Genomic DNA, 24847 nt, shown 5'->3' on the forward strand with positions numbered 1-24847 from the left:
GGTGCGCTCTACCGGGGTGCGTGCAGGGCGAGCAGGGCGACGTCGTCCTGCACGCCCGCTCCGAGCGTCGCGAGCGCCTCGCGGACGGCCCCGACCGCTTCCGCCGCGCTCGTCGGCTTCGACGCGCGGACGTGGTCGAGGAGCCGATCCTCCCCGTAGCGTTCACGGGTCTCGCCGGAGACGAGCGCCTCGGTCACCCCGTCGGTGTACAGCAGCAGCGTGTCGCCGGGGCGCAGCGCGAAGGTATGCTCGACGAGTCGCGGCGTGGGCAGCATCCCGATCAGCTGTCCGCCGATCGTGGGGAGATAGTCGACGTTGCCGTTGGCGCGCACGAGGAGCGGCGGCGGATGCCCACCCGAGGCGAGACGGATGTCGACCCGTCCCGTATCCGGATCGGGAGCGACCGTACCGAAGGTGAGCGTGCAGAAGGGGGCTCGCGTCTCGCTGTCGCGTTCGTCGAGCAGGGTGGTGTTGAGCGTCCTGAGCGCCGCGGACGGGAACGTCTCGTAGACCGCCGCGGCGCGCAGCGTGTAGCGGACGATCGACGTCACCGCCGCTGCGCGAGCGCCCTTTCCGCACACATCGCCGAGGAACAGCCCCCACGTGCCGGCGCGCGCGGGGAACAGGTCGTAGAAGTCGCCGCCGACCTCGTCGGGGGACGCGATGTGGTAGTACGCGTCGACCTCGAGTCCCGGTACCGCGGGCAGGCTCGGTGGAAGCAGGGTCGCCTGGAGCGTGGCGTTGATCTTGCGGAGCCGCTCACGCTCGAGTTCCGCCTCGCGACGGGCACGGAGCAGTTCTGTCTCGTAGGCGCGGCGCTCGCGCGCATCGAACAGCATCGTGCGGATCAGCGCGGGCCTGCCCTCGGCGTCCGGCTCGACCACCGAGGCGGCCAGGACCGGAAGCCGGGTCCGGTCGGCACGGACGAGTTCGAGAGCGATCCCGTTGATCTGCCCGTGCATGAGCAGGAGCGGCGCGTAATGGGTCTCGTGGTAGATACGGCCGCCCACGCTGAGCAGGTCCGAGAAGTACCGCTTGCCGACCAGTTCGTCGCTCGGGAACCCGAGCCAGTCCGTCAACGTCCGGTTCACCTCCGTGATCCGTCCGTCCGGGAGCGTCGTCAGGAATCCGCACGGCGCGTTGTCGTACAGCGCATCGCCGTGTCGGATACGGGGATCGAGGGTCCGATCGGTCGTCGCCGTCACCCCGATCGGCGCGCGAACGCCGCGATCGCGGCTGCTGTCTCTTCGGGTGCGCTGAGCTGCGGGCAGTGGCCGGTCGCGTTCAGAGTCACGAGTTCGCTCCCGGGGATCTGCTCGTGAACGAAGGCACCGACCTCGCGCGGAGCGATCGCATCGTGGGCGCACTGGGCGACGAGCGTGGGCACCGACACCGCGGCCAGATCGGAGCGATTGTCGGCGAGGAAGGTCACCCGGGCGAAGACGCGCGCCACCTCGGGATCCGTGCGGCAGAAGATCTCGGCGAGTTCGTCGCCGAGCTCCGGCCGCTCGGGATTGCCCATGATGACCGGCGCCATCGACTCGGTCCAGCCCAGATAGTTCGCTTCGAGGGATTCGAGCAGCTCGTCGATGTCGTCGGCGCTGAACCCACCTCGGTAACCGGTGGCCGGATCGTCGATGAAGCACGGGGACGGCGCGAGCAGCACGAGACCGGAGAAGACCTCCGGGGCAGCGGCCGCCGCGAGGACACCGATCGACGCGCTCACCGAGTGACCGACGAAGAGCACCGGCCCGAGATCCAGGCTCCGGCACAGGTCCACGACGTCCTCGGCGTAGGTCTCCATCCGCGAGTAGCGCTGGGAGTCCCAGGCGGTCGCATCGGAACGCCCGGAGCCGACGTGGTCGAACCGCACCACGGTGAAGTCGGGTTCGAGCAGCGGGATCACCAGTCGCCACAGGTGCTGGTCGCAGCCGAAACCGTGCGCGAGGACGACCACCGGGCCCTCTCGGTTGCCCGTGATCGTCACGCTGTTCCTGTGCACCACATCGGTGACTTGTCGCATTGCACCCCCTCCGTTCTCCCGAGGGTGTCATATTCGCTACTTGATAGCGATCCCGGTTCTCTCGCCACTTCCCGGGGACACGGCGTTCGGCACACGTCCGTGCAGCTAGCCTTCTTGCGTACGGTGCACAGAAGGAGTTCCCATGGCGAAGATCGAGCAGATCCTGGCGCTCGAACAGATCGAGAACGACATCTTCCGGGGCATAGCGACGGAGACGTTGCTGCCGAGGACGTTCGGTGGTCAGGTGGCCGGTCAGGCGCTCGTGTCGGCGGTCCGCACCGTCGATCCCGCATTCGGGGTCCACTCGCTGCACGGCTACTTCCTCCGCCCGGGGAACCCGACGATGCAGATCGTCTACCTCGTCGACCGGATCCGCGACGGCCGCTCCTTCTGCACCCGGCGCGTGACGGCCGTCCAGGACGGCAAGGCGATCTTCACCATGTCGGCGTCGTTCCACGTGCGCGACGAGGGGATCGAGCACCAGGACACGATGCCGCGGGTGCCGGCGCCGGAGGAACTGCCCGATCCGGAGACCGTGGTCGACGACGCGACCCTGCTGTGGGCGAAGAAGGAATGGGCCGAATGGGACTTCCGATTCGTTCCCCGCGACCGGATGGACTCGTCGAGCAGGATGGCCGCCCAGCAGCAGCTGTGGTTCAAGTCCCGCGAGATCCTCCCCGACGACCCGGTCTTCCACGTGTGCACGCTCGCGTACATGAGCGACATGACGTTGCTCGGCTCGGCGAGCGTCGGCCACGACGACGAACGGACGCAGGGCGCATCCCTGGACCACGCGATGTGGTTCCTGCGACCGTTCCGCGCCGACGACTGGCTGCTCTACGACCAGACGTCACCCTCCGCCGGGCTGGGGCGCGCACTGACCCAGGGGCGGATCTTCGATCGCAACGGCAACATGGTCGCGGCGGTGGTGCAGGAAGGACTCACGCGGTACCTGCGCGAGTCCTGAACGAGGGCGTCCCCGACGAGGACGTCCCCACAGAGTGCCTGCGCATCGGCGACCCCGAACGGACAGGCAGGCAACGATGACCATTTCCTCTCCCACGATCGGCGTCCTGGCACTGCAGGGCGACGTCCGCGAACACCGCAGTGCTCTCGAGGCGGCGGGTGCGCGGACGATCGCGGTGCGGCGCGAGCGCGAACTCGACGAGGTCGACGGCATCGTCCTCCCCGGCGGCGAGTCCACGACCGTCAGCCGTCTGTTGCGCGTGTTCGATCTGCTCGAGCCGTTGCGGAGCCGGTTGAAGGCGGGCCTGCCCGCCTACGGTTCGTGCGCCGGCATGATCCTGCTCGCCTCCCGGGTGCTCGACACCACCGAGGACGCCGAACACCTCGACGCCCTCGACATCGTGGTGCGCCGCAACGCGTTCGGCCGTCAGGTCGACTCGTTCGAGACCGACCTGCCGCTGACCGGCCTCGACGACGGGCCCGTGCGTGCGGTGTTCATCCGCGCACCGTGGGTGGAGGAGGTCGGGCCCGACGTCGAGGTCCTGGCCACGGTGCCGGACGGGCCGGCGGCGGGCCGGGTGGTCGCGGTGCGTCAGGGTGCCGTGATCGCGACCTCCTTCCATCCCGAGATCACCGGCGACCATCGCGTGCACCGGTTCTTCGTGGAGACCGTGCGCTCGGCCACCTGACCGCGGAGCGCGCCCGACGACCTCGACGACATGACGACACGGCCACCGTGCCGGTGGCCCACACCGGGAGCGAGTAGAATCGACGCTCCGACCTGTCGGTTGACGCCGACCACACTTCGCCGGAAGGGGCTCGAAGCGAATGAGCGGCCACTCCAAATGGGCCACCACCAAGCACAAGAAGGCGGTCATCGATGCCAAGCGCGGCAAGATGTTCGCGAAGCTCATCAAGAACATCGAGGTGGCGGCTCGGACCGGCGGTGGCGACCCGGCGGGTAACCCGACCCTGTTCGACGCCATCCAGAAGGCGAAGAAGAGCTCGGTCCCGAACGACAACATCGAGCGTGCCCGCAAGCGTGGCGGCGGTGAGGAAGCCGGCGGTGCCGACTGGCAGACCATCACCTACGAGGGCTACGGCCCCAACGGTGTCGCGCTGCTCATCGAGTGTCTGACCGACAACCGCAACCGCGCCGCCGGCGAGGTCCGCACGGCGATGACCCGCAACGGCGGCAACATGGCCGATCCGGGTTCGGTCGCCTACCTGTTCACCCGCAAGGGAGTCGTCGTGCTCGAGAAGAACGGCCGCTCCGAGGACGAGATCCTCGAGGTCGTCCTCGAAGCGGGTGCCGAGGAGATCAACGATCTCGGCGACTCCTTCGAGATCGTCTCCGAGGCGTCCGACCTGATCGCCGTGCGTACGGCTCTCGTCGACGCCGGCATCGACTACGACTCGGCCGACCCCGATTTCCGGGCGTCCGTCGAGGTGCCGGTCGACGCCGAGGGTGCACGCAAGGTCATGAAGCTGGTCGACGCGCTCGAGGACTGCGACGACGTGCAGAACGTCTACACGAACGTCGACATCTCCGACGACGTCCTCGCCGAACTCGACGCCTGAGCGACGCTCTCGTCGTACTCGTCCACGAGCGACGCTCGTCGTACTTGTCACAGCAGCCGGGGTCGCGTGTCGGTCTCCCGGCACCCGATCCCGGCCGCTATGCTCTCGAACAGGCGTTCGCAATCGTGCGAAGCGAGGTCGGGTCCGTCGAAGGCGTCGGAAACCGGCCGTATTCGGGTGTCGAGAGGTGAGTCGGGTGCGCGTGATGGGTGTCGACCCCGGTCTGACCCGCTGTGGTCTGGGGATGGTCGACACGGGACGCGGACGCGACGTGATCCCCGTCGCCGTCGGTGTCATCCGCACCTCGCCCGAACTCGACCTCGAGCACCGGCTCCTCAAGGTCTCCGACTCGGTCGAGGAGTGGATGGACCGCTACAAGCCCGACGTCGTGGCGATCGAGCGCGTGTTCTCCCAGCACAACGTACGTACCGCGATGGGCACCGCGCAGGCCGGCGGCGTCGTCGCCCTCGCCGCCGCGCGGCGCTCGATCCCGGTCATGTTCCACACGCCGAGCGAGGTGAAGGCCGCGGTCACCGGCAGTGGCACGGCCGACAAGAAGCAGGTGACCACGATGATCACCCGCATCCTCAAGCTCGACGCCGCGCCGAAGCCCGCCGACGCCGCAGACGCACTCGCACTCGCCGTCGCACACTGTTGGCGGGCCCCGCTGCTCGCCAGACTCGCGGCCGCCGAAGCTGCGGCCGCCCAGCAGAAGAAACGCTACGAGGAGCGGCTGCGCGAACAGTCGGCCGCACGGAAGGCAGGTAGCCGGTGATCGCCTCGGTACACGGCGAGGTACTCGACATAGCCCTCGACCACGTGGTGATCGAGGCGGGTGGGATCGGCTATCGGATCAACACCACACCCGCCACCCTCGCGGGTCTCCGGCGCGGCGAGCAGGCCAGGCTCGCCACCGCGATGATCGTCCGCGAGGACTCCATGACGCTGTACGGCTTCGTCGACGCGGAGGCGCGCGAACTGTTCGGCCTGCTGCAGACGGTCAGCGGCGTCGGTCCCCGGCTCGCCATGGCCACGCTCGCCGTCCTCGAACCCGATGCTCTGCGTGCGGCTCTCGCCGACGGCAACACCTCGGCCCTGACGCGGGTGCCCGGGATCGGCAAGCGTGGGGCCGAACGCATGATCGTCGAACTGCGCGACAAGGTCGCGGCCTTCGGCGCCACGGGTTCGTCGCCCGTCGCGGCCGGTGCTTCGCCGCTGCGCGACCAGATCGTCGAGGCGCTGGTGGGTCTCGGATTCACGCCGCGTCAGGCCGAGCCGGCCGCCGACAAGGTCCTCACCGAGGACCCGGGCGCCGACGTCTCGACGGCACTGCGCTCGGCGCTCAAGCTGCTGGGCAGGTCGCGGTGACCGACGAGTACCGCGAGTTCGACGCGGCAGGAGCGGACCGCGAGCGGTCGCCGGTCACGGCGGAGCATCTGCCCTCCGACAGCGACATCGAGACCAGCCTGCGCCCGACCAGCCTCGACGACTTCATCGGGCAACCGCGGGTCCGCGAGCAGCTGCAGCTCGTCCTGCGAGGAGCGAAGCTGCGCGGCGGCACTCCCGACCACATCCTCCTGTCCGGTCCGCCCGGTCTCGGCAAGACGTCGATGGCGATGATCATCGCCGCCGAACTCGGCACGTCGCTGAGATTGACCTCCGGTCCCGCGCTCGAACGCGCCGGCGATCTCGCCGCGATGCTGTCGAATCTCGCCGAGGGCGACGTGCTGTTCATCGACGAGATCCACCGCATCGCCCGACCGGCCGAGGAGATGCTGTACCTCGCGATGGAGGACTTCCGCGTCGACGTCGTGGTGGGCAAGGGCCCCGGCGCGACGTCCATCCCGCTCGAGGTCGCACCCTTCACCCTCGTCGGCGCGACCACGCGTTCCGGCGCCCTCACCGGCCCGCTCCGCGACCGGTTCGGTTTCACCGCGCACATGGACTTCTACGAGCCTCCCGAACTGCAGCGGATCCTGCACCGTTCCGCGTCGATCCTCGGGATCGATCTGCGCGACGACGCCGCCGCGGAGATCGCCGGTCGTTCCCGCGGCACGCCGCGTATCGCCAACCGGTTGCTGCGCCGCGTCCGCGACTACGCCGACGTGCGCGCCGACGGTGTCGTGACCCGGGCCGTCGCACAGGCCGCCCTCGAGGTGTACGACGTCGATCCCATCGGTCTCGATCGTCTCGACCGCGCCGTCCTCGGCGCACTCGTCCGCAGTTTCGGTGGCGGCCCGGTCGGCGTGTCGACACTCGCCGTGGCCGTGGGGGAGGAGCCCGCCACCGTCGAGGAGGTGTGCGAGCCGTTCCTGGTCCGCGCCGGCATGGTCGCCCGAACCCCGCGCGGACGTGTGGCGACGCAGGCCGCCTGGTTGCAGCTCGGTCTCACCCCACCGCCGGAGGCCGCCACCGGTGGCATCGAGGTGCGTGCGCGCGAACCCCAGCTCGAGCTGTTCGAGGACGACCCCGCGAGCACCCTCGACGACGGCATCGATCCGTCCGACCCGGACGATCCGGACGTACGGCGGTAGGACGCTCGCCCGGGGAATGGCACACTGGTCTACTGCGTCGGTCCGTGGAGGCCGATCCCGACGTCGTGGTGCCGCATGCGCCACCACGACCCGCTGGTGTCGCCCGCGTCACCACCCACCGACAACGACCGAGGACTGACTTCAACGATGGAACTGCTCTTCCCTCTCCTGATCCTGGCACTGCTCGTCCCGACCTTCCTGGGCGTGCGGCGTCAGAAGAAGGAGATGCAGAAGGTGACGGCGCTGCAGGACTCCCTGCGCATCGGCGACCGCGTGATGACCACTGCGGGTCTGCACGCCACGGTGGCCGCACTCGCCGACGACACCGTCGATCTCGAGATCGCGCCGGGTGTCGTGACGACCTGGTCGCGTCTGGTCATCCGGGAGCGCGTCGAGACTGCGACCCCGCAGGATCCGGATCTGCTCCGCAAGGACGACGATGCGAACCCGCCGGAGGGGCGTCCGACCGAGTACTGACAGTCGATCCGCGACGCACGGTTTCGGCACCGGAGTCCTCCGGTGCCGGTGCCGGTGCCGAGCGCCGCGCGACTGCACCCGACCACCACTCACTCGCATCGAGGAGACTGACAGACCGTGGCACCTTCCAACGGATCGGTGCATCCCGTGCGCGCTCTCGCCCTGTTCGGGGTGATTCTCGCCGCGTTGTATGCACTGGTCTTCTTCACCGGGGACAAGTCGCCCACCCCGAAGCTGGGCATCGACCTGCAGGGTGGCACCCGCGTCACCCTCACCGCGCGAACCCCCGACGGGAGCAGCCCGAGTCCGGACAGCCTCCGCCAGGCCCAGCAGATCATCGAGACGCGCGTCAACGGCCTCGGTGTGTCGGGTTCGGAAGTGATCGTCGAGGGCGACAACCTCGTGATCACCGTCCCGGGTGAGGACAGCGCCCAGGCCAGGACGCTGGGCCAGACCGCCCGTCTGTACATCAGGCCGGTGATCGGGGGACCGATCGACGCGAACATGACCGCCGAGGATCTCGCCGAGCAGCCCGGTTCCGGTACCCCCGAGGGCGGGCTGCCCGCAGAACCGGCCCCTGCCGAACCGGCACCCGGAGAACCCGCGCCGGCCGACCAGGCTCCGCCCGCCGACGCACCCGAACCGCAGGGACGTCCGTTCCCGGCGCAGGATCCCACCGCGCCCACCGATGCCCCGGCACCGGCCGAGACGCCCGAGGCCCCCGTCGAGGCGCCCCAGGCTCCGGCCGAGCCCACCGGAGCACCCGAGGCTCCCGAGACCACCGGAGCACCCGAGGCTCCCGAGAACGACGGCTCGCTCACGCCGCAGGAACAGGCAGCTGCCGACATCGCCGCGGCCAAGGCCACCCGTCAGAGCGAGGACCCCGCGGTGCAGCAGGCCGCGGCTCTCGCGCTCGACTGCTCCGCCGCCGACCCGCTCGCGGGCAACGACGACCCGGCACTTCCGCTCGTCGCGTGCTCCACGGACGGCACCGCGATCTACCTGCTCGGTCCGAGCATCATCGACGGTCAGCAGATCGACGACGCGACCTCCGGCTTCAACCAGCAGCAGTCGCGCTACGAGGTCAGCCTGACCTTCGACAGCGAGGGCAGCAACACCTGGGCGCAGTTCACGGCCGCGAACATCGGTCAGCAGGCCGCCTTCGTGCTCGACTCGAAGGTCGTCAGCGCCCCGGTGATCCAGGGCGCCACGCCCGCCGGCAGTGCAACCTCGATCACCGGCCAATTCACGAACACGCAGGCCGCCGAGCTCGCGAACACCCTCAAGTACGGCTCGCTGCCGCTGTCGTTCGTGGCGTCCGAAGCCGAGACCGTCTCCGCGACACTGGGTCTGGCCTCGCTCGAGGCCGGCCTGATCGCCGGTGCGGTGGGCCTGGCCCTCGTGCTGCTCTTCTGCCTCGCCTACTACCGGATGCTCGGACTGCTCACCGCACTGTCGCTCGTCCTGTCGGGCCTGGCGGTCTACGCGGTCATGGTGCTGCTCGGCAGATACATCGGGTTCACGCTCGACCTCGCCGGCGTCGCCGGTCTCATCATCGGTATCGGCATGACCGCCGACTCGTTCGTCGTGTTCTTCGAACGGATCAAGGACGAGATCCGTGAGGGGCGGAGTTTCCGCTCCGCGGTGCCGCGCGGTTGGGCCCGTGCCCGCCGGACGATCCTGTCCGGTAACGCGGTCAGCTTCATCGCCGCCGCCGTGCTCTACGTCCTGGCCGTCGGTCAGGTCCGCGGCTTCGCGTTCACCCTCGGCCTCACCACGATCCTCGACGTCGTCGTGGTGTTCCTGGTGACCTGGCCGCTGGTCTTCCTGGCCTCGAAGTCGAAGTTCTGGTCCAAGCCGAGCGTGAACGGTCTGGGCGCAATCCAGCAGGTGGCCGACGAGCGTCGTCTCGTCGCCGCGACCGCTGCGAAGGAGGCGTGACGATGACCGACACGACCACGACGACGGCCGCGCCGCAGCACAGCCGGCTGTCCCGTCTGTACACCGGCACGGGCGCCTTCGAGATCGTCGGACGCCGCAAGCGGTGGTACATCGTCACCGCGGTGATCGTGCTGATCGCCCTGCTCAGCATGCTGCTGCGCGGATTCAGCTGGGGTATCGACTTCGAGGGCGGCACCCGCATCCAGATGCCGGCCGTGCCGGGCGTCTCCGTCGAGGACGTCGAGACCGTCTTCAGCGACACCATCGGCTTCGAACCCGAAGCGGTGCAGACCGTCGGCGCCGGCGACGGAGCGACCGTCCAGATCCGGTCGGAGACCCTCGAGGGCGATCAGGTCGCGGAGCTGCAGACCGCGCTGTTCGAGGAGTTCCGGCCCGCCGGGCCGGACGGTGAGCCGTCCCGCAACTCGATCAGCGTCGCCGACGTCAGCGAGACGTGGGGAAGCCAGATCACCAACAAGGCGCTCATCGCGCTGGTGGTCTTCCTCGTCATCGTCAGCATCTACATCACGATCCGATACCAGCGGAACATGGCGATCGCAGCGATCGCCGCCCTGTTCTTCGACATCATCGTGACAGCGGGTGTCTACGCCCTCGTCGGCTTCGAGGTCAGCCCTGCGACCGTCATCGGTCTGCTCACGATCCTCGGTTTCTCGCTCTACGACACGGTCGTGGTCTTCGACAAGGTCGAGGAGAACACCCGCGGCATCCTGCACCTGCACCGCCGCACCTACGCCGAGCAGGCCAATCTCGCCGTCAACCAGACGCTCATGCGCTCGATCAACACCACGATCATCTCGGTGTTGCCGGTGCTGGCGCTGATGGTCATCGCGGTGTGGCTCCTCGGTGTGGGCACGCTCAAGGACCTCGCCCTCGTCCAGTTGGTCGGCATCGTCGTCGGTACCTTCTCGTCGATCTTCTTCGCGACCCCGTTGCTGGTTACGCTCGAGGAATGGCGTGGTCCGGTCGCGAAGCACACCCGCAAGGTGCTCGCCAAGCGGGAGGAGGCCGCCGCCCGCGCAGCGAAGGCCGGGACGACGGCCGGATCGCAGTCGGCCGACGCGGTCGACGCGAAGGTGGTGCCGACGGTGCAGGGTGCCGGATCCCTGCCCGACCGGGCGACGGTCCGTCGCGGCCCCGCCCCCGGGGCACGACCCACGGGAAAGCGCGGCAAGAGAAGGTCCTGACATGGCGGTGAGCGAGCGGAACGACCCGACGACGAGGCGGTCGCCGAGGCGCCGCGGCACGCTCCTCGCGTGCGCGGCGGTGGCCTCGACACTCGCGTTCTCCACCGTAGCGTGCGGCACGGACGAGGAACCGGTGCACTCGATCGGGTACGCGATCGACAACACGGTGACGACCTACAACGCGAACACCGTCGACGGTGCGGCCTCGGGCGCGCGCCAGGCGTTCGCCCGGGTGCTGCCGGGCTTCGGCTACGTCGGCCCGTCGGGCCGGGTGATCGCGGACACCGACATCGGCACCGCCTCGGTCGTGCCCGGTGAGGGGCTCACCGTGCAGTACCGCCTGTCGCCGGACGCGGTCTACTCCGACGGTGTGCCTATGTCCTGCGACGACCTCGTCCTGGCCTGGGCCGCGTCGAGCGGACGCTTCACCGCTCCCGACGAGTCCGGCGAGCAGGTCCCGCTGTTCGACGCCGCCCATCGTGGTGGTTACGCCGACATCGACCGGGTCGACTGTCAGCCCGGGTCGAAGGAGGCCACCGTCGTCTTCCGGCCCGGCCGCGAGGACACGAACTGGAAGGCGTTGTTCGGGGCCACCGAGCTGATGCCGGCCCACGTGGCGGCAGGAAGGTCGGGTGTGTCCGACCTGGTCGGCGCGATCACGGCGAACGACACCGAGGCCGTCCGGCGCATCGCGGAGTTCTGGAACACCGGCTGGACCCTCACCCCGGGTGAGATCGATCCGGCGCTGTTCCCGTCCGCGGGCCCGTACCGCATCGAGTCGTACACCGCCGAGGACGGCCTGACGCTCGTCGCGAACGAGCGGTGGTGGGGAAACGCTCCGGGCACCGACCGCATCGTCGTCTGGCCGCGCGGCACCGACACGTCCGCGGCCGCGGAGGACGGCCGCATCCACGTCGTCGACGTGGCCGAGGGATCCGTCGGTCACAGCAACCTCGGCGACGGCGCCGACGTCTCCACCGTCGTCTCACGCAACCTCGAACAACTGGTGTTCGCCACGAGCGGTGTCTTCCAGGACCCGGCGGCGCGCCGCGCAGTCGCCCTGTGCACACCTCGCACACAGCTGTTCGACGAACTCGGCGCATCCGACGAGTCGAACGGCGTCACGGGCCCGATCACCTCGCGGCTCCTGGCGCCCGACTCACCGCTGTACCCGCAGACCGTGCCGACCGCCGAACGCTACGCCGAGGTCGACATCGACGCCGCGCGTTCCGAACGTGAGGCCTCCGGTCAGGACCGCATGCAGGTCCGCATCGGCTATCTCGGACCGGACGAGCGCCGCGCGCGCACCGTCGAGCTGATCGGCGAGTCCTGCCGCGAGGCGGGCATCGAGATCGTCGACGCCGGCTCCGACAGCTTCACGCCGTCGCAACTGACGGCGAGGGACGTCGACGCGATCCTCGTCGGGACGGCCACGGCGGCCGGTGCCGGTGGCGCCGCCGACATGGAGCACGCCCGCGACGCACTGCACTCCGGCGCCGGCAGCAATGTCGGCGGCTATTCGATCGGCCGCGTCGACGAACTGCTCGACGGTCTGCTCGTGGCGAAGGACAACGCGGCCATCGCGGGACTCGCGACCGAGGCCGAACGCATCCTGTGGGGCGACGTCCCCACCCTGCCCCTGTTCGCGCAGCCCCGCACGATCGGGTTCGCGGCGGGAATGCATGCCGGGGTGCCGAACCCGACGACCGCGGGTGCGGGCTGGAACATGGACCGGTGGATACTCGGAGGATGAACGCTCAACGGATCGGCGACCCGCGGCTCGTCGAGGAAGCTGCCGGGGCCGTGGCCGAACACACCCGATGGGTCGACGACTTCCCGACCGCAGGTGTCCGTTTCGCCGACCTGACGCCCGTCTTCGCCGACGGACCGTCCTTCTCGGCCGTGATCGCGGCGCTGGCCTCCGCTGCGCCCGACGCCGAACTCGTCGCCGGTATCGATGCGCGCGGCTTTCTCCTCGGCGGCGGCATCGCCCGCACCCTCGGGGTGGGCGTGCTCGCCGTCCGCAAGGCGGGCAAACTCCCGCCGCCCGTCCAGACTTGTGAATACAGCCTCGAATACGGCACCGCCGCGATCGAGATCCCGGGCGACTGGATGGCCCTCCAGGGCCGCAAGGTGCTCGTCGTCGACGACGTCCTCGCGACCGGCGGAACCCTCGCCGCGACCGTCGAACTGCTCGAACGCGTCGGCGCCGAGGTCGTCGGGATCACCGTCGTCACCGAGATCGAAGCTCTCGGAGGCCGGGCGCGACTGCAGAAGTACCCGCTCACGTCTCTCGTGCGGATCTGAGAGATAGAGTTGCCACAGGTGCCGGTGAACCCGCCGGGCCCGTACGGTCCGGACATGCGCATCGGTGACGAACCGGGTTCGCAGCCGCGACGGGAGGTGGAGGCATGACCCAGAATCTCGATCGGTCCCACAATTCCGGTCAGAACCCGACCCCCACACCGGCATCGACCTCCGCGTCGAGGCGGGTACGCGCCCGCCTGGCGCGACGCATCACCGGTCAGCGGGGCACGAGCCTCAAGCCGGTCCTCGAGCCGCTGGTCACCATCCACCGCGAGCTGTATCCGAAGGCCGACCTCTCGCAGCTGCAGCGCGCGTACGACGTCGCCGAGGAACGGCACGCCAGCCAGAAGCGCAAGTCCGGTGATCCGTACATCACCCACCCGCTGGCGGTCGCCACGATCCTTGCCGAACTCGGCATGGACACCACGACCCTCGTCGCGGCACTGCTCCACGACACAGTCGAGGACACCGGGTACACGCTCGAGCAGCTCACCGCCGAGTTCGGCGAAGAGGTCGCGCATCTCGTCGACGGCGTCACCAAACTCGACAAGGTCGTGCTCGGCTCGGCCGCCGAGGGCGAGACCATCCGCAAGATGATCATCGCGATGGCACGCGACCCCCGGGTGCTCGTCATCAAGGTCGCCGACCGCCTGCACAACATGCGGACCATGCGTTTCCTGCCTCCCGAGAAGCAGGCCCGCAAGGCACGCGAGACCCTCGAGGTCATCGCCCCGCTGGCCCACCGTCTCGGGATGGCGACGGTCAAGTGGGAGCTCGAGGACCTCGCGTTCGCGATCCTCCACCCGAAGAAGTACGAGGAGATCGTCCGGCTCGTCGCGACCCGCGCGCCGTCCCGCGACACCTACCTGGCCACCGTCCGCGACGAGATCGGGCGGACGCTCGCCGCGTCGCGGATCGACGCGGTCGTCGAGGGTCGGCCCAAGCACTACTGGTCGATCTACCAGAAGATGATCGTCAAGGGCCGCGACTTCGACGACATCCACGACCTGGTCGGCGTGCGCATCCTGTGCAACGAGATCCGCGACTGTTACGCGGCCGTCGGCGTCGTGCACTCGCTGTGGCAGCCCATGGCGGGACGGTTCAAGGACTACATCGCGCAGCCCCGTTACGGCGTCTACCAGTCGCTGCACACCACCGTCATCGGTCCCGAGGGCAAGCCGCTCGAGGTGCAGATCCGCACGCACGAGATGCACCGCACCGCCGAGTTCGGCATCGCCGCGCACTGGCGGTACAAGGAGACCAAGGGACGCCACTCGGGTGATGTCGCCGAGCTCGACGACATGGCCTGGATGCGGCAGCTCCTCGACTGGCAGCGGGAAGCGGCCGACCCGGGGGAGTTCCTCGAGTCGCTCCGCTACGACCTGGCGGTCAAGGAGATCTTCGTCTTCACACCCAAGGGCGACGTGATCACCCTGCCCTCCGGGTCGACCCCCGTGGACTTCGCGTACGCCGTGCACACCGAGGTCGGGCATCGCTGCATCGGAGCCCGCGTCAACGGTCGGCTCGTGGCCCTCGAACGCAAGCTCGAGAACGGCGAGGTCGTGGAGGTCTTCACCTCCAAGGACCCCAACGCCGGGCCGAGCCGCGACTGGCAGTCGTTCGTCGTCTCCCCTCGCGCCAAGGCGAAGATCCGGCAGTGGTTCGCCAAGGAGCGTCGCGAGGAGGCCCTCGAATCGGGCAAGGACGCCATCGCGAAGGAGGTCCGTCGCGTCGGTCTGCCGCTGCAGCGCCTGATGAACGCCGACCTGATGGTCGCGGTCGCCAAGGAGCTGCGCTACGCCGACGTCTCGGCGCTGTACACCGCCGTCGGCGAGCACCACGTCTCGGCGCACCACGTCGTGCAACGGCTGGTCGCGCTGCTCGGCGGGGTCGGTGGCGTCGAGGAGGAGCTGGCCGAACGGTCCACCCCGTCGACCATCCCCACCCGCTCGCGGCACAGCGGCGACTCCGGTGTCCTCGTACCGGGCGCGCCGGGCACGGTCTCGAAGCTCGCCAAGTGCTGCACGCCTGTCCCCGGTGACGAGATCATGGGCTTCGTGACCCGCACCGGAGCGGTGAGCGTGCACCGCACCGACTGCACCAATGCGGGGTCGTTGCGGGAGCAGTCGGAGCGCATCATCGAGGTGCAGTGGGCGCCCTCGCCGTCGTCGGTCTTCCTCGTCGCGATCCAGATCGAGGCGCTCGACCGGCATCGCCTGCTGTCGGACGTCACCAAGGCCCTCGCCGACGAGAAGGTCAACATCCTGTCGGCCTCGGTGACCACCACGGGCGACCGGGTCGCGGTAAGCCGGTTCACCTTCGAGATGGGCGATCCGAAGCATCTCGGACACGTGCTCAACGTCGTCCGCAACGTCGAGGGTGTCTACGACGTCTACCGGGTGACCTCCGCCGCCTGATCACCCCGGTCACGTCATTCCGTCACCGCACGGCCCCGATCACGACCGGTGTCGTGGGTACGCCGCCCCCGAGCGGGCTGGAACCGTCGTGTCCGTCCGCGGCGGCCGCGTCGAGCACCGGCATCCCGGCATCGGCGATGCGGCCGAAGGCCGTGAAGTCCGGGCGCAACAGTGAATCTCCGAGCAGCAGGAAGAACTGGCTGCCGTTGCTGTCCTCCACGCCGGCATTGGCCATCGCGATCGTGCCGCGCGGATACAGCACCGCCGGCGGGAGATAGGACGTCGCGGCCTCCGCCGCGAACTGCGGCACCGGGTACTCGTCGGCGAACGTGTACCCGGGCCCGCCGGATCCCGTCCCGGTGGGGTCGCCGCACTGGTAGAGCTCGCCGCCCGGATCGGTCGCCAGACGGTGGCAGGACGTGCCGTCGTAGAACCCGCGACGCGCGAGATCGACGAAGCTGTTGACCGTGCACGGCGCCTGGGTCCGGTCGAGCACGAGCGGGATCGCGCCGATCGACGTCTCGAGGGTCAGATCGACGATGCCCACGGTCGATGCGGTGGACGGGGGACGAGCACCACCCTTGTCGACGTACTCGCACGTCACGGTCGGTGCCGGTTGGGCCGGGACCTCGGGGAGTCCGCGGTAGATGGACAGATCGCGTGGGGGAGCCGACCGCGGTTGTGCGACCTCGGTGACCTTCGTGGTGGCGGAACCGGCGTCCTGCGCACAGCCGCCGAGCAGCGCTGCGACGGCGACGAGACAGAGCGGAACAACGGTGCGGAGCCGGGACGCGAACCGCCGCTCGGTGGTGTGGATCACAGCATCGGGACGCTATCGGAACCCTGCACGAACCGATAGGGGCCGAGAGCGGATCGATGAACAATCACCCCCGAGATCACCCCGTGAGGTGGTGCGCTCCAGTGGATCTCGTACCGGGCGGCAGAGTCCGCCCTCTCCGGAGTCCCGAAGACGCGCCGTCCCCGCCCCGGGATCCGGGGCGGGGACGGCGCGTGCTGTGGCGCGAGCGGGTGTCAGGACCCGACGGTCACCGACTCGATCTGCACCGCGCGGTTGGGGGCACCGCCGCCGGCCGCCATCGATCCGTCGTCGCCCTCTGCCGCGACCTCCTCGATCACGGCGAGTCCGGCCTCGTCGACCGTCCCGAAGACCGTGTAGGTGGGGGGAAGCTGCGAATCCTCGTAGACCAGGAAGAACTGGCTGCCGTTGCTGCCGGGCCGGCCGGTGTTGGCCATCGCGACCGTACCGCGCGGGTAGATCACCGGCTGCCGCAGCTGGGCGTCGCCGGGCGCGTACACGTTCTCCGGGTACTCGGTGTCGAAGCCGTAACCCGGCCCGCCCGTGCCGGTGCCCGTCGGATCGCCGCACTGCAGCACCTGCAGACCCGGCGAGGTCACCAGACGGTGGCAGGGCGTGTCGTCGAAGTAGCCCTGCTCCGCGAGGGACACGAAGCTGTTCACCGTGCACGGTGCCGCGGCCCGGTCGAGTTCCACGCCGATCACGCCGACGCTGGTGGTGATCTGCGCGGCGGTGGTGCCGGAGGCGGAGACGTCGTCCGCGGACGGGGCGGTCACGTCGCGCGCGGCTTCACCCGAGGCGTTGTAGGTGCACGAGACGGAATCGCCACCGGCGGGCCGTTCCGGCAGTTCGCCCGTGTAGGCGGGGGACTGACGGTCGGCGACGGACGCCGGTGCCGAGGAGGTCGCGGCGCTGTCGGTGGACGTGTCGTCGGAACATCCCGTGAGCAGGAGTGCCAGCCCGGCGCCGGCGGCGAGGGTGGTGCGCAATCGGATCATCAGTCCATCCTGACCGACGTGAGCGTGGTCTCCAGCGCGGGGGCACCGTCGGCGGCTCCACCTGCGACACCGGCCGCGGCGATCGTGTCGAGGGTCGCGAGTCCGGTCTCGTCGATCGTGCCGAAGACGGTGTACTGCGGCGGCAGCACCGAATCGCCGTACACCAGGAAGAACTGGCTGCCGTTGGTGTCCGGACCGGCGTTGGCCATCGCGAGCGTGCCGCGCGGATAGGTCATCGGTTCCTGCGCCGCGGGATCGTCGGCGGCGAACTGGTCGGTCGGGAACTCGTTCGCGAACTGGTAACCCGGTCCGCCCGATCCGCTACCCGACGGGTCGCCGCACTGCAGGACCTGCAGGGACGGCGAGGTGGTGAGCCGATGGCAGGCCGTCTCGTCGAAGAAGTTCTGCGAGGCGAGCGACAGGAAGCTGTTGACGGTGCACGGCGAATCGTCGTTGTGCAGGATCAGGCCGATGTTCCCCTGGCTCGTCTCCACGCTGACGCTGATGTCCGTGTTGCCCTCGCCGGTGGTGCGGATGCCCTCGGTGCGCGGCGGCTCTGCCGGCTTCGACGGTTCGCGGCCGTCCGCGGGGTAGGAGCAGCTCACCGTCTCGGGCAACGGTTCGGACCGGCCCTCGGGGAGGGCGGCGTACTCGAGTTCGGAATCCGAGGTGTCGTTCGACGCCGCCTCGGTGGCCGTGTCGTCGCCCCGGTTGACCGCCCACAGAGCAACACCCGCGCCGACGACCACGATCACTCCGAGCGCGGACAGCGCGATCATCGTGCGGCGCCGCTTGCGCTCGCGTTCGGCTCGACGCTCGAGCTGCCGTTCGAGTTTGCGTTTCGCGGCCTGGCGCCGTTGTGCGTTGCTCGGCACTGCAGTAGTCCTCCCGTGAACGATCGATGTGGTCCAACCGACTTCGAAGCAGACCCGAGTCTGCCACTCGGGACCGGCAACCCGTGGGCAGGGCGCAACGCATAGTCTGTAGGAGACCTCGAAGGCTTCCACCCGTAGGAGCGATGCTCGTGCTCGTGACCGGATTCCCTGCCGGGATGTTCCAGACCAACTGCTACATCCTCGCGCAGGACAACGCGAAGGAGTGCGTCGTCGTCGATCCAGGCCAGGACGCCGCCGAGCCGCTCGTGGAGTTCCTCACCGGATCCGATCTCACGCCCCGGGCGGTGCTGCTCACGCACGGTCACCTCGACCACATGTGGTCGGCGCAGCCGGTGGCCGACCGGTACGGGATCCCCGTCTACATCCACCCGGACGACCGGATGATGCTCACCGATCCGCTGCAGGGCATGGGATCGAGCCTTGCGCCCTTCCTGGACGGTGTCGAGTTCGTCGAACCGCAGCAGGTCGTGGAGTTCGCCGACGGGGACGAGATCGAACACGCCGGAATCGAGTTCGTCGTCGACCACACGCCCGGACACACCCGCGGCTCGGTCGTCCTGCGCACCCGCACCACCACGCCCGATGGCGCCGTCCTGAACGTCGCACTGACCGGCGACACCCTGTTCCAGGGATCGATCGGCCGCACCGACCTGCCCGGCGGCGACCACGCGCAACTCCTCGACTCGATCGCGCGCAAGCTGCTCGTGCTCGACGACGGCACCAACATCCTCCCCGGACACGGCGGGGCGAGCACGATCGGCCAGGAGCGGGTGTCGAACCCCTTCCTCACCGGCCTGGCAGAATCCCGCTGACGGCACGAACACCGACGCACGAACGCCGGCGCATCGATACCGACGCACGAACACCGCGATCCGTCCGGTGACCAACCGAGAGAATCCCGAGAGAAGGCAGTACCAGTGAGCAAGGCCTCCACGTTTTCGGCGCCGAAGGGTGTGCCCGATTACGTTCCCCCGCAGTCGGCGGAGTTCGTGGCGGTACGGGACGGTCTGACCCGTGCCGCACGCCTGGCGGGGTACGGGCACGTCGAGCTGCCCATCTTCGAGGACACCGGCTTGTTCGCTCGCGGCGTCGGCGAGTCCACCGATGTCGTCACGAAGGAGATGTACACCTTCGCCGATCGCGGTGAACGCTCGGTCACGCTGCGTCCCGAGGGCACCGCAGGCGTGATGCGCGCGGTGATCGAGCACGGCCTCGACCGTGGTCAGCTCCCCGTGAAGCTGTCCTATTCCGGACCGTTCTTCCGCTACGAGCGCCCCCAGGCGGGTCGCTACCGTCAGCTGCAGCAGGTCGGCGTCGAGGCGATCGGCGTCGACGATCCCGCGCTCGACGCCGAGGTCATCGCGGTCGCCGACGCAGGATTCCGGTCGCTCGGACTCGACGGTTTCCGCCTCGAGATCACGTCCCTCGGCGACGAGACCTGCCGCCCGCAGTACCGGGAGAAGCTGCAGCAGTTCCTGTTCGCGCTCCCGCTCGATGAGGAGACGCGCCGCCGCGCCGAGATCAACCCGCTGCGCGTGCTCGACGACAAGCGCCCGGAGGTCCGCGAGATGACCGCCGACGCGCCGTTGATGCTCGACCACCTCTCGGACACCGCTCGCGCGCACTTCGACGAGGTGCTCGCGCACCTCGATGCGATCGGCGTTCCGTACGTCGTCAATCCGCGCATGGTGCGCGGTCTCGACTACTACACGAAGACCACCTTCGAGTTCGTCCACGACGGGCTCGGCGCCCAGTCCGGCATCGGTGGTGGTGGTCGCTACGACGGACTCATGGAACAGCTCGGCGGCCAGCCGCTCTCGGGCATCGGATTCGGGATCGGCGTCGATCGCACGGTTCTCGCGCTCGCCGCCGAGGGCAAGACCGCCGGCAGCCCCGCGCGGTGCGAGGTGTACGGGGTGCCGATGGGCGACGCCGCGAAGGCCGCGCTCGTGCCCATCGCGCACAAGCTGCGCGCCGCGGGTGTCCGCGTCGACCTCGCCTACGGTGGGCGCGGCCTCAAGGGCGCGATGAAGGCGGCCGACAAGTCCGGTGCCGTCGTCGCGCTCGTGCTCGGCGATCGCGAACTCGAGGCGGGCGAGATCGTCGTCAAGGATCTGCGCAACGGCGAGCAGCACAGCGTTGCACTCACGGACGTCGTAGCCCGTGTGGGTGAGGTCGTTGCCGGCGCATGACGACCGGGACGGTGCCACCGTCCCGCTCGATCTGATCCCGTCCCGGCTGCTCAGGCCACGCGCCCGCAGGATCGCGCTGCTCGCGCTCGTCGTCGGCGTCGTCCTCGGCTTTCTCGTCTGGATCGTCGCGCCCGGCTGGGTCGCCCTGCTCGTCGGGGCCGTCTTCACGGTGCCGCCGGCCGTCGGTGCGTTCCTGGCCACGCGCCGGCACCTGCTGCTGCGTGGCACCGTCGTCACCCTGTCGGGGGCGTTCCGGTCGCGCAGTGTCGATCTCGCGCGACTCGCCGGGGTCGAACTGATCGTTCGGGTGGGTGGCGTGTCGCAGGCCGTCGTGCGCGTCAACGACGGTGAGCACAATCTGGTGTCGGTCCCGCTCGCCCTGTATGCGAACGGCGGCGGTCGCGAACTCGATGTGCTGTCTCTGCGAAAGCTCGCCGATGCGCTCGCCACCAGCGAGATCGCTCCGGCGGCGGCGATCTCGTCGGTGCTCGTCGAACAGCTGCGGGCGGAGGCCCGCGACGCCGCGCTCGGCGAACGCCCGCTCTACCGGGCGATCGAACTCGCGCGCGGCGCCGGCCGCGTGCCGCAGACGACGCTGACCGATCACGAGGTGGCCTCCCTCGTCGACTGACGGGCTCGCCCGATGGACGAGGTGCTCAGCGGTCGTCGTGCGATCCGATCACCGCGGGAACGACCAACGGCAGTTCTCCGACGACCTCGCTTCCCTCCGCGGCGGCGCTCAGCAGACGGGTGGGGGAGCGATGCTCCTCGTCGTCGGATCCGCGGGCCGAGGTCGCGGGGACCATCCCGCCGGTCGACGGCGCCCGTCCCATCGCGCTTGCGCCGGTCGTGGCCGGCGAACCCCCATTCGAACCCGGTGCGGTCGGAATCGGAGCGGCGGCAGGCACGGCCGCAGTTCCGAACGCAGCCCCCGCGGGGCCGTGACCTGCGATCACTCCGGCCGACACGGTTCCGGCCGATCCCGCGACCGCCGCGCCGACGGTCGGAACCGCCGTGTGTGCGGTGGGCACGGTCGCCGCGTAGGCAGTGGGAGTGGTCGCGGCGTGCGCGGCGGCCGTGAACGGGGCTGCGACACCCGACGCGACATCGGTTGCGGCAGTGGCGGCCGTGCGCATCTCGTGCACTCCGGCCACGGCGACCGGCGCGGGTACGGGAACCGGTGTGGTCAGCGCGGTCATCGCGGCGGTGTGGATCGTCAGCTCGCCTCGGGTGCGCGCGACGACGGCCAGTGCCGCCTGGAGATGCTGCGCGGCGGACGCCAACAGGGCGGCCTGGCCCGGCGGCGTCGCGAGAGCAGGCGCGGCCGCTGTCGCCGTGGCCACGAACGACTGTGCGATGCCGGTCAATTCGATGTTGCCGCGTTCGACGGTCGCCGTGGCGGCGCGGGTGACATCGCCGATCCGGTCGCCGCGGTCGGCCAGTTCGAGGGCGGACTGCTGCGCGCGCACCCCGTGCCCTGCGGCCTCGTCGGCCGTGACTCCCTCCCATGACTCCGGAAGTGCGTGCAGTGCACTGCGTCCGAGCATCGTGGCGGTCTCGAGCAGACGCGACCCCTGCTGCAGGATCGCCGAGGGATCGAGCGAGTCGAGGATGCCGGTGCCGAACATCGAGCAGAGTTCGGTGAGCGGCTGCACGATCGTCTCGAGGTCGGGCAGGACCGGTACCGGGATCGTCCCGAGCAGTTCGGCGATCGAATTCACCTCGGGGACGGGCAGACCCGGCTCGGGGAGGACGGCTTCCGGCAGTACCGGCAGCGGTGCGTCGAGGACCGGTCCGATCGGGGACGCGCGGAGAGCGTCGAGAACGGTCGGTGACGCGGCGGGTGTCGCGGTGTCGGCGACCGATCCCTGCATCACAGTCCTCCCGCCGCATCGGCCAGCGCCGAAGCCGTTCCGGTGTCGGCTGTTTCGTAGCCGGTGGCCGCCTCGTGTGCTGCGATGCCGTTGGACGCGTAGGCCCATGACAGTTGCGCGACGGCGCGGGTGTGCTCGGACTGGGCTGCGGCGAACACTGCGAGGAACTCTCCGCCGATGAGTCCCATGGCCGGGCTCAGCGCGGAGATGTTGGCCTGCAGATCGAACGTCCCCGCCTGCGCCACCTGCTCGGCCGCACGAAGATTCGTGGTCCCGAACGCTCGAATTCCGTCGGGCACCACCCGGATTCCGGCACCGGGAAACAGACCGCTCATCGAACCCCCCATCGAAGATCAGTGTGGCGAGCACTGTAACTCGAGCGCACCGGGCGAGCCACCGGTCCCTCGGGCGCCTGTGGATGGAGCGCGCGGAAAGTCGATGTATTCGTTGCACAACGAATGCGCCTCATCCGATCGAACACGATGTCGAACGATCTGTTGACACCGAATAGCACACATGTTCGACTGGAGGCATGAGGTGGGCGGGTCAGACTGTGGACGCGGACGACGGAGCTCTGCCGGGTCTCGAGCGGGCAGGCCTCGTCCGTAGTGTCCGCACACCGGAGTTCGAGGGCGTCACCTTCCACGAGGTGCTGTGCAAGAGCGCGCTGAACAGGACGCCGGAGGCATCCCGGTTACCGTTCCGGTACACCGTCAACACCTTCCGCGGGTGCACCCACGCGTGCCGGTACTGCTTCGCCCGTCCCACGCACGAGTATCTCGATCTCGACGCCGGGCACGACTTCGACTCGCAACTGGTCGTCAAGACCAACGTCGCCGCCGTCCTGCGCCGCGAACTCGCGCGCCGATCCTGGACCCGGGAACACGTGGCGCTCGGTACCAACACCGATCCCTACCAGCGTGCAGAGGGGCGTTACCGGCTGATGCCCGGAGTCATCCGGGCCTTCGCCGAATCCGGCACCCCCTTCTCCATTCTCACGAAGGGCACGCTTCTGCGCCGCGATCTCCCGTTGCTGTCGCTGGCGGCCGGTCGGGTCGATGTGTCGGTCGCGGTGTCGCTCCCCATCGGCGATCCCGAACTCGCCGCGCAGATCGAACCGGGCACGCCGTCACCGAAGGCCCGGCTCGATCTCGTGAAGGCGATCGTCGACGCCGGGTTGTCGTGCCACGTCATGGTCGCTCCGGTGCCGCCCTTCCTCACCGATTCGCGTCAGCACCTCGACACGCTGTTCGACTCCCTGGCCACGGCCGGCGCGTCGGGGGTGACGGTGATACCGCTGCACCTGCGCGGCTCGACCCGCGGGTGGTTCCTGTCGTGGCTCGCCCAGGAGCATCCTGCCCTCATGCGACGCTATCGCCGCCTCTACGGACGGGGTGCCTACGTCGCGCCCGAGTACTCGCAGTGGTTGGACGAGCGGGTCGCGCCCCTGCTCGAACGCCATCACCTCGGGACCCGGGCGTCCGCTCGGCGCGAGGAGACGGGCGCGTTGCGGACCGACGAACGCGCTCCCGAACCCGAGGCGGCGCTCACCCTGTTCTGAGGCGGTTCGTGGACGTCGCGTCAGTCGCCGTATGCGAGCCGGAACTTCTCGAACGCCAGGCGTGAGGCTTCGGGGACCGGACGTGATCCGCCTTCGGCGGCGGTGCCGACGTCCACCGAATCGGCGAGCGCGACGCACCGGCCGTGCTGGAACAGGGCCGAGCCGATCACGACCGACGACGTTCCTGTGCGGTGGACGCCGGTGGCGATGACGATGTCGTGCGGATAGAACACCTCGGCCAGGAAGTTGATCTCGATCTTCGCGAGTACCGCACGCTCGAAGGGATGCGTGCCGCCCAGGGTTGACGACACTGCCTCCATGACGAGGACGCGGGCCTGTTCGAAGTAGCGGGCGATCGAGACGTTGTTGATGTGCCCGAGCGCGTCGGTGTCGCCGAACAGGGGCGTGATCGTGCGCTGCAACGGATACAGGTCGAGCGAGGTGCGCCGCGGGTCGTACCGCATGGGAGGTACCGCCTTCGAGATGGTGACTGTGACCCGGTCAACATATCCGTGAGCGGGTGGGCGCCCCCGCCCCGGAGGTGCGGGCGGCGTTCGGCCGCGGGCGGGAGGCCTACCGCCTACCGTCGATCATGCGATCGCGCATGCGGGTGAAGGCCTCGGTCATGGAGGTGATGTCGTCGGGGGAGAGCAGGTCGAACATGTTCTCGCGGACCGCCTCGACGTGGCCCGGACCCGCCTCGGCGAGTCTCGCGTAGCCGACGTCCGTCAGTTCGGCCCACGCACCACGTCGGTCGGATTCGCACTCCACGCGCCGCACCCACCCGGCGTTCTCCATGCGGGAGACGGCGCGGGTGATGCCGCTGCGGGTCGTGGTGCTGGCGTCCGCGAGGTCGCGCATGCGCATCCGGCGATCGGGTGCCTCGGACAGCAGGACCAGGATCTCGAAGTCGGTGAAGGAGATGTCGGAGTCCCGCAGCAGCTGCTTGTCGAGATTCTGGAACAGCAGTCGCGTCGCATCCAGATAGGCGCGCCACAGGCGCTGTTCGTCGTCGCTGAGCCACTTCGCTTCTCCCATGGTCTCCAGTGTACCCGCGT

At 69.4% G+C, this 24847-nt stretch carries 25 protein-coding genes; 16 read left to right on the forward strand and 9 right to left on the reverse strand.

The features are described from left to right. Nucleotides 1-8: 8 nt before the first annotated feature. Both U9J23_RS10575 and U9J23_RS10580 read right to left on the reverse strand, forming a co-directional pair. Nucleotides 9-1205, reverse strand: a complete 1197-nt coding sequence (locus U9J23_RS10575) for a SpoIIE family protein phosphatase (protein ID WP_272266502.1) — start codon at nt 1203-1205, stop codon at nt 9-11. Further along, entirely contained in the window at nt 1202-2023 is an 822-nt protein-coding gene (locus U9J23_RS10580; protein ID WP_059381319.1) for an alpha/beta fold hydrolase, read from the reverse strand. The genes U9J23_RS10575 and U9J23_RS10580 overlap by 4 nt, the downstream gene beginning before the upstream one ends. 142 nt (nt 2024-2165) lie before the next feature. Between U9J23_RS10580 and tesB the strand changes: the two genes are divergently transcribed. From tesB to U9J23_RS10640, 12 genes are all read left to right on the forward strand, one after another. Further along, a complete protein-coding gene (gene tesB / locus U9J23_RS10585; RefSeq protein WP_059381320.1) occupies nt 2166-2990 on the forward strand; it encodes an acyl-CoA thioesterase II in 825 nt (274 codons plus the stop codon). 76 nt (nt 2991-3066) lie between these two features. Continuing rightward, nucleotides 3067-3678 (forward strand): pyridoxal 5'-phosphate synthase glutaminase subunit PdxT, encoded by a 612-nt coding sequence (gene pdxT / locus U9J23_RS10590; protein ID WP_174479578.1) that lies wholly within the window; start codon nt 3067-3069, stop codon nt 3676-3678. 139 nt (nt 3679-3817) lie between these two features. Next, entirely contained in the window at nt 3818-4570 is a 753-nt protein-coding gene (locus U9J23_RS10595) for a YebC/PmpR family DNA-binding transcriptional regulator (protein WP_006551388.1), read from the forward strand. Between the two features lie 196 nt (nt 4571-4766). Then, nucleotides 4767-5345 carry a crossover junction endodeoxyribonuclease RuvC gene (ruvC, locus tag U9J23_RS10600; RefSeq protein WP_059381322.1) on the forward strand — a complete coding sequence of 193 codons (579 nt, stop codon included), beginning with the start codon at nt 4767-4769 and terminating at the stop codon, nt 5343-5345. Then, entirely contained in the window at nt 5342-5938 is a 597-nt protein-coding gene (ruvA, locus tag U9J23_RS10605) for a Holliday junction branch migration protein RuvA (RefSeq protein ID WP_059381323.1), read from the forward strand. Before ruvC ends, ruvA begins: the two co-directional genes overlap by 4 nt. After that, a complete protein-coding gene (gene ruvB / locus U9J23_RS10610; RefSeq protein WP_085468074.1) occupies nt 5935-7104 on the forward strand; it encodes a Holliday junction branch migration DNA helicase RuvB in 1170 nt (389 codons plus the stop codon). Before ruvA ends, ruvB begins: the two co-directional genes overlap by 4 nt. Before the next feature lie 147 nt (nt 7105-7251). Continuing rightward, a complete protein-coding gene (gene yajC, locus U9J23_RS10615) occupies nt 7252-7581 on the forward strand; it encodes a preprotein translocase subunit YajC (RefSeq protein ID WP_060653180.1) in 330 nt (109 codons plus the stop codon). A 117-nt stretch (nt 7582-7698) separates the two neighbouring features. After that, a complete protein-coding gene (secD, locus tag U9J23_RS10620) occupies nt 7699-9522 on the forward strand; it encodes a protein translocase subunit SecD (RefSeq protein ID WP_229580068.1) in 1824 nt (607 codons plus the stop codon). Beyond that, the gene (gene secF, locus U9J23_RS10625; protein ID WP_085468076.1) at nt 9519-10727 is read left to right on the forward strand and encodes a protein translocase subunit SecF; all 1209 of its coding nucleotides are present in this window, start codon (nt 9519-9521) and stop codon (nt 10725-10727) included. The genes secD and secF overlap by 4 nt, the downstream gene beginning before the upstream one ends. Before the next feature lies 1 nt (nt 10728). Further along, the gene (locus U9J23_RS10630; RefSeq protein WP_059381327.1) at nt 10729-12480 is read left to right on the forward strand and encodes an ABC transporter substrate-binding protein; all 1752 of its coding nucleotides are present in this window, start codon (nt 10729-10731) and stop codon (nt 12478-12480) included. Then, complete coding sequence (locus U9J23_RS10635) at nt 12477-13034, forward strand: adenine phosphoribosyltransferase (RefSeq protein WP_059381328.1); 558 nt, start codon at nt 12477-12479, stop codon at nt 13032-13034. Before U9J23_RS10630 ends, U9J23_RS10635 begins: the two co-directional genes overlap by 4 nt. A gap of 104 nt (nt 13035-13138) precedes the next feature. Beyond that, nucleotides 13139-15451 carry a RelA/SpoT family protein gene (locus tag U9J23_RS10640; protein ID WP_016694930.1) on the forward strand — a complete coding sequence of 771 codons (2313 nt, stop codon included), beginning with the start codon at nt 13139-13141 and terminating at the stop codon, nt 15449-15451. A gap of 22 nt (nt 15452-15473) precedes the next feature. On the opposite strand, the gene U9J23_RS10645 is transcribed toward U9J23_RS10640, so the two are convergent. The 3 genes from U9J23_RS10645 to U9J23_RS10655 form a co-directional block, all read right to left on the reverse strand. Further along, nucleotides 15474-16271, reverse strand: coding sequence for a peptidylprolyl isomerase (locus tag U9J23_RS10645; protein ID WP_059381329.1), 798 nt, complete (start codon nt 16269-16271; stop codon nt 15474-15476). Between the two features lie 212 nt (nt 16272-16483). Further along, nucleotides 16484-17266 carry a peptidylprolyl isomerase gene (locus U9J23_RS10650; RefSeq protein WP_059381330.1) on the reverse strand — a complete coding sequence of 261 codons (783 nt, stop codon included), beginning with the start codon at nt 17264-17266 and terminating at the stop codon, nt 16484-16486. Further along, nucleotides 17266-18141 (reverse strand): peptidylprolyl isomerase, encoded by an 876-nt coding sequence (locus tag U9J23_RS10655; protein ID WP_059381331.1) that lies wholly within the window; start codon nt 18139-18141, stop codon nt 17266-17268. The genes U9J23_RS10650 and U9J23_RS10655 overlap by 1 nt, the downstream gene beginning before the upstream one ends. A gap of 149 nt (nt 18142-18290) precedes the next feature. On the opposite strand from U9J23_RS10655, the gene U9J23_RS10660 reads away from it, so the two are divergent. The 3 genes from U9J23_RS10660 (at nt 18291) to U9J23_RS10670 (ending at nt 20985) form a co-directional block, all read left to right on the forward strand. Next, on the forward strand, nt 18291-18974 hold the full coding sequence (locus tag U9J23_RS10660; RefSeq protein WP_179161701.1) for an MBL fold metallo-hydrolase: 684 nt from the start codon (nt 18291-18293) through the stop codon (nt 18972-18974). Nucleotides 18975-19079: 105 nt separating this feature from the next. Then, nucleotides 19080-20354, forward strand: coding sequence for a histidine--tRNA ligase (hisS, locus tag U9J23_RS10665; RefSeq protein WP_059381333.1), 1275 nt, complete (start codon nt 19080-19082; stop codon nt 20352-20354). Further along, a complete protein-coding gene (locus U9J23_RS10670; RefSeq protein ID WP_186455337.1) occupies nt 20341-20985 on the forward strand; it encodes a hypothetical protein in 645 nt (214 codons plus the stop codon). The genes hisS and U9J23_RS10670 overlap by 14 nt, the downstream gene beginning before the upstream one ends. Nucleotides 20986-21010: 25 nt before the next feature. Here U9J23_RS10670 and U9J23_RS10675 read toward each other — a convergent pair whose 3' ends face one another. Next, on the reverse strand, nt 21011-22228 hold the full coding sequence (locus tag U9J23_RS10675; protein WP_106201535.1) for a hypothetical protein: 1218 nt from the start codon (nt 22226-22228) through the stop codon (nt 21011-21013). Beyond that, the gene (locus U9J23_RS10680; RefSeq protein WP_059381334.1) at nt 22228-22563 is read right to left on the reverse strand and encodes a type VII secretion target; all 336 of its coding nucleotides are present in this window, start codon (nt 22561-22563) and stop codon (nt 22228-22230) included. Before U9J23_RS10680 ends, U9J23_RS10675 begins: the two co-directional genes overlap by 1 nt. Nucleotides 22564-22760: 197 nt before the next feature. Here U9J23_RS10680 and U9J23_RS10685 point away from each other — a divergent pair, with 197 nt between their 5' ends. Beyond that, entirely contained in the window at nt 22761-23789 is a 1029-nt protein-coding gene (locus tag U9J23_RS10685; protein WP_326602611.1) for an Rv2578c family radical SAM protein, read from the forward strand. A gap of 20 nt (nt 23790-23809) precedes the next feature. Here U9J23_RS10685 and U9J23_RS10690 read toward each other — a convergent pair whose 3' ends face one another. Both U9J23_RS10690 and U9J23_RS10695 read right to left on the reverse strand, forming a co-directional pair. Continuing rightward, nucleotides 23810-24253, reverse strand: coding sequence for an acyl-CoA thioesterase (locus U9J23_RS10690; RefSeq protein ID WP_059381336.1), 444 nt, complete (start codon nt 24251-24253; stop codon nt 23810-23812). A gap of 109 nt (nt 24254-24362) precedes the next feature. Continuing rightward, nucleotides 24363-24827 carry a MarR family winged helix-turn-helix transcriptional regulator gene (locus U9J23_RS10695; RefSeq protein WP_085468077.1) on the reverse strand — a complete coding sequence of 155 codons (465 nt, stop codon included), beginning with the start codon at nt 24825-24827 and terminating at the stop codon, nt 24363-24365. Nucleotides 24828-24847 lie beyond the last annotated feature (20 nt).

The sequence above is a fragment of the Rhodococcus sp. PD04 genome, assembly GCF_035918275.1.
GTDB classification, from domain to species: domain Bacteria; phylum Actinomycetota; class Actinomycetes; order Mycobacteriales; family Mycobacteriaceae; genus Rhodococcus; species Rhodococcus rhodochrous.

Excerpts from the sequence above, each read along its gene's own strand:
- U9J23_RS10695 (WP_085468077.1), bottom strand. The coding sequence starts at position 24,827 with ATGGGAGAAGCGAAGTGGCTCAGCGACGACGAACAGCGCCTGTGGCGC.
- U9J23_RS10580 (WP_059381319.1), bottom strand. The coding sequence starts at position 2,023 with ATGCGACAAGTCACCGATGTGGTGCACAGGAACAGCGTGACGATCACG.
- U9J23_RS10650 (WP_059381330.1), bottom strand. The coding sequence starts at position 17,266 with ATGATCCGATTGCGCACCACCCTCGCCGCCGGCGCCGGGCTGGCACTC.
- tesB (WP_059381320.1), top strand. The coding sequence starts at position 2,166 with ATGGCGAAGATCGAGCAGATCCTGGCGCTCGAACAGATCGAGAACGAC.
- yajC (WP_060653180.1), top strand. The coding sequence starts at position 7,252 with ATGGAACTGCTCTTCCCTCTCCTGATCCTGGCACTGCTCGTCCCGACC.
- U9J23_RS10595 (WP_006551388.1), top strand. The coding sequence starts at position 3,818 with ATGAGCGGCCACTCCAAATGGGCCACCACCAAGCACAAGAAGGCGGTC.
- U9J23_RS10680 (WP_059381334.1), bottom strand. The coding sequence starts at position 22,563 with ATGAGCGGTCTGTTTCCCGGTGCCGGAATCCGGGTGGTGCCCGACGGA.
- U9J23_RS10675 (WP_106201535.1), bottom strand. The coding sequence starts at position 22,228 with ATGCAGGGATCGGTCGCCGACACCGCGACACCCGCCGCGTCACCGACC.
- U9J23_RS10690 (WP_059381336.1), bottom strand. The coding sequence starts at position 24,253 with ATGCGGTACGACCCGCGGCGCACCTCGCTCGACCTGTATCCGTTGCAG.
- U9J23_RS10685 (WP_326602611.1), top strand. The coding sequence starts at position 22,761 with ATGAGGTGGGCGGGTCAGACTGTGGACGCGGACGACGGAGCTCTGCCG.
- U9J23_RS10635 (WP_059381328.1), top strand. The coding sequence starts at position 12,477 with ATGAACGCTCAACGGATCGGCGACCCGCGGCTCGTCGAGGAAGCTGCC.
- U9J23_RS10640 (WP_016694930.1), top strand. The coding sequence starts at position 13,139 with ATGACCCAGAATCTCGATCGGTCCCACAATTCCGGTCAGAACCCGACC.
- U9J23_RS10630 (WP_059381327.1), top strand. The coding sequence starts at position 10,729 with ATGGCGGTGAGCGAGCGGAACGACCCGACGACGAGGCGGTCGCCGAGG.
- pdxT (WP_174479578.1), top strand. The coding sequence starts at position 3,067 with ATGACCATTTCCTCTCCCACGATCGGCGTCCTGGCACTGCAGGGCGAC.